This is a genomic window from Methylobacterium sp. WL6 (assembly GCF_008040095.1).
Taxonomy (GTDB): Bacteria; Pseudomonadota; Alphaproteobacteria; order Rhizobiales; family Beijerinckiaceae; genus Methylobacterium.
The window spans coordinates 1-2,710 of the sequence record NZ_VRVH01000446.1; the positions used below are offsets into that span (position 1 = coordinate 1).

General features: G+C 75.2%; 3 protein-coding genes. 2 read left to right on the forward strand and 1 reads right to left on the reverse strand.

Translation table 11 applies throughout. The features are described from left to right. Positions 1-4 precede the first annotated feature (4 nt). Both FV230_RS26950 and panD read left to right on the forward strand, forming a co-directional pair. Positions 5-1,297 (forward strand): RsmB/NOP family class I SAM-dependent RNA methyltransferase, encoded by a 1,293-nt coding sequence (locus tag FV230_RS26950; RefSeq protein ID WP_147844556.1) that lies wholly within the window; start codon positions 5-7, stop codon positions 1,295-1,297. 139 nt (positions 1,298-1,436) lie between these two features. After that, complete coding sequence (panD, locus tag FV230_RS26955) at positions 1,437-1,898, forward strand: aspartate 1-decarboxylase (protein WP_147729911.1); 462 nt, start codon at positions 1,437-1,439, stop codon at positions 1,896-1,898. Between the two features lie 57 nt (positions 1,899-1,955). Here the strand turns inward: panD and FV230_RS26960 are convergent, their stop codons facing one another. Beyond that, positions 1,956-2,528, reverse strand: coding sequence for a YgjV family protein (locus FV230_RS26960; protein ID WP_147844555.1), 573 nt, complete (start codon positions 2,526-2,528; stop codon positions 1,956-1,958). Positions 2,529-2,710 lie beyond the last annotated feature (182 nt).

A 2,710-nucleotide genomic window follows, 5' to 3' on the forward strand; every position in this document is an offset into this window, starting at 1 on the left:
CCGGGTGGCGCACGCCGTCGTCGCCGACCTGCTGGGCAAGAACCGCGCCCTCGCCCTGGAGGATGCGCTGGCCCAGGCGTCCCGCGTCGCGGGGCTCGACGCCGGCGATGCCGGTCTGGCGCGGGCCATCGCCACGGTCACCTTCCGCCGCCTCGGCTTCCTCCGGCGCGCGCTCGCCGCGCGGATGGAGCAGGGCCTGCCCGAGGACAAGCCGCGCCTCGTCGCGCTGCTCGCCACCGGCGCCGCCCAGATCCTCGACCTCGCCGTTCCCGACCATGCCGCGGTCGACCTCGCGGTGCGCCTGGCCAAGGCCGATCCGCAGGCGCGGCATCTCGCCGGCCTCGTCAACGCGGTGCTGCGCCGGGTCGTGCGCGAGCGCGAGGCGATCCTGGCCGAATGCGACGACCCGCTCGAGGCCAACACCCCGGATTGGCTGGCCGCGCGCTGGCGCGAGGCCTACGGGCCGGAGAAAGCCGCCGCCATCGCCCGCGCGCACCTGGCCGGCGCCGCGATCGACCTGACGCTGAAGGGCGAGGCCGGCGACTGGGCCGAGCGCCTCAGCGCGGCGGCGCTGCCCACCGGCTCGCTCCGGCTCGGCGACCTGCGGGTGCCGGTCTCCGAGCTTCCCGGCTTCGCCGATGGCGCGTGGTGGGTGCAGGATGCCGCCGCCGCGATCCCCGCGCGGCTCCTCGGCGCGCAGCCCGGCGAGCGCATCGCCGACCTCTGCGCCGCGCCGGGCGGCAAGACCGCGCAGCTCGCGAGCCGGGGCGCCGTGGTGACCGCGCTGGACCGTTCGGCCCCGCGCCTGGAGCGCTTGTCCGAAAACCTCGCCCGGCTCGGGCTGACCGCCGAGGTGGTCGTCGGCGACGCGCTCGCCTTCGAGCCCCCAAAGCCGTTCGACGCGGTGCTGCTCGACGCGCCGTGCTCGGCCACCGGCACGATCCGCCGCCATCCGGACGTCGCCTGGACCAAGACCGAATCCGACCTGATCCGCCTGCACCTCCTCCAGGCGCGCCTGCTCGACAAGGCCGCGACCCTGGTGCGGCCGGGCGGGCGCCTCGTCTACTGCACCTGCTCGCTGGAGCAGGAGGAGGGCGAGCGCCAGGTCGCCGCCTTCCTGAAGCGCAACGCCGCGTTCGAGCGGGTGCCGGTGCGGGCGGACGAGGTCGGCGGCCTCGACGGCGTGATCAACGCCGACGGCGACCTGCGCACGCTCCCGGCCGACCTCGAAGGCTCGGACAGCCGGCGCGGCGGCCTCGACGGCTTCTTCGCGAGCCGGCTGCGGCACAAGGGGTAGCGCGGGGGGCAGGGGAGCGTCCCGACCGGCCGATTGCCACGCAGGCATGCGCCGCCGTAGGAAGCGCGACGCGACCGCCCCGACTCGGAGGTGCGGCCGCGCATCGCCGGGCCGACGTCGCCCGGCTCGGGGGAGCATGATGCAGAGCTTCGTTCGGGCCAAGCTGCACGGCATCCGCGTGACGGGCGCCGACCTGAACTATCACGGCTCGATCACGCTCGATGCCGACCTCTGCCGCGAGGCGGGGCTCGATCCGCTCGAATTCGTCGAGATCTGGAACAAGATGTCGGGGGCGCGGATCAGCACCTACGTGCTGTACGGCCCCGCCGGCTCGCGCTGCTGCGTCCTGAACGGCGCCGCCGCCCGCACCTGCCAGGTCGGCGACGAGGTCATCATTGCCTCGGCGAGCTACGGCGGCGTCGACGACGTGATCGCCCACAAGCCGCGCGTGCTGATCTTCGGCGACGGCAACGCCGTGGTCGACCGGGTCGTCTACGACGTATTCCGCGACGACGAGGGCCGGCTCGACATGCGCATCCTCGAAGCGGAGACGGGCGCCGAGGAGCCGCCGCGGGTGGCGACCCACATCCGCGTGGCGTGAGCGTCGCGCCCCCTCGGGACGGAGGAGGGAAGCGGCGTCGCCCGCCGCGGCGCGGCCTCAGGTGGCGGGGAGCGCCCGCGGCGCCGGGCGCCGCTGATGCCGGACCAGCGACAGGGCCAGCCCCGACAGGGTCAGCAGGTCGCAGGTGAGCCCGAAGACCGAGCCGACGAGGCCGTTGTGGACGGCCCAGCACAGGCTGGCGCCGAGGAAGAGGCGCCGCATGCCCTGCGGATCGCCCTGGAGGCGGGCAGCCGTCGCCAGGAGGGCGCCGAGCCCGGCGCAGGCCGACGGCCAGCCGGACCAGGTCGCCAGCGTCGTCCCGGCGGCGACCAGCGTCGTCGCGGCGAAGAGTGGTGCCACCCAGGCGGCACGGCCCGCGGGCCCGATCGCCTGCGCCGAGACGAGGTTCTGCAGCAGGGCGATGGCGCACATCGCCGTGCCGGTGAGCGCGCCGAGATGCAGGTAGTGCAGGCCGAAGGCGGCGGCGCATCCGGCCGAGGCGAGAAGCATCCCGCGCCGATGCGGCAGGATCCCGGCGGCGAAGCCGAGCAGCAGGCCGAGGGTTCCGAAGAGGTCGAGATGCGGCTTCGCCGCGGCCCATCCGCTCAGGGCCAACGTCATCAGGGTCATGGTCCGCGCCCGGTCGGCGCGGAAGCGCGCCGCACTGGCGGCAGGCGCTAGGTCGTCATGGTAACCGGTCGGTTAACGGGCATTTCGGGTGCCCGCCCCCGTCGCTGCGGCGCAACCGCAGATCACCGCGTGGGGGGGCGGCGCGGGCGGGACCCTCCGACGGGGGCCGGAAGCCTCTACGC

Coding starts and splice junctions, on each gene's coding strand:
- FV230_RS26960 (WP_147844555.1), bottom strand. CDS start 2,528: ATGACCCTGATGACGTTGGCCCTGAGCGGATGGGCCGCGGCGAAGCCG.
- panD (WP_147729911.1), top strand. CDS start 1,437: ATGCAGAGCTTCGTTCGGGCCAAGCTGCACGGCATCCGCGTGACGGGC.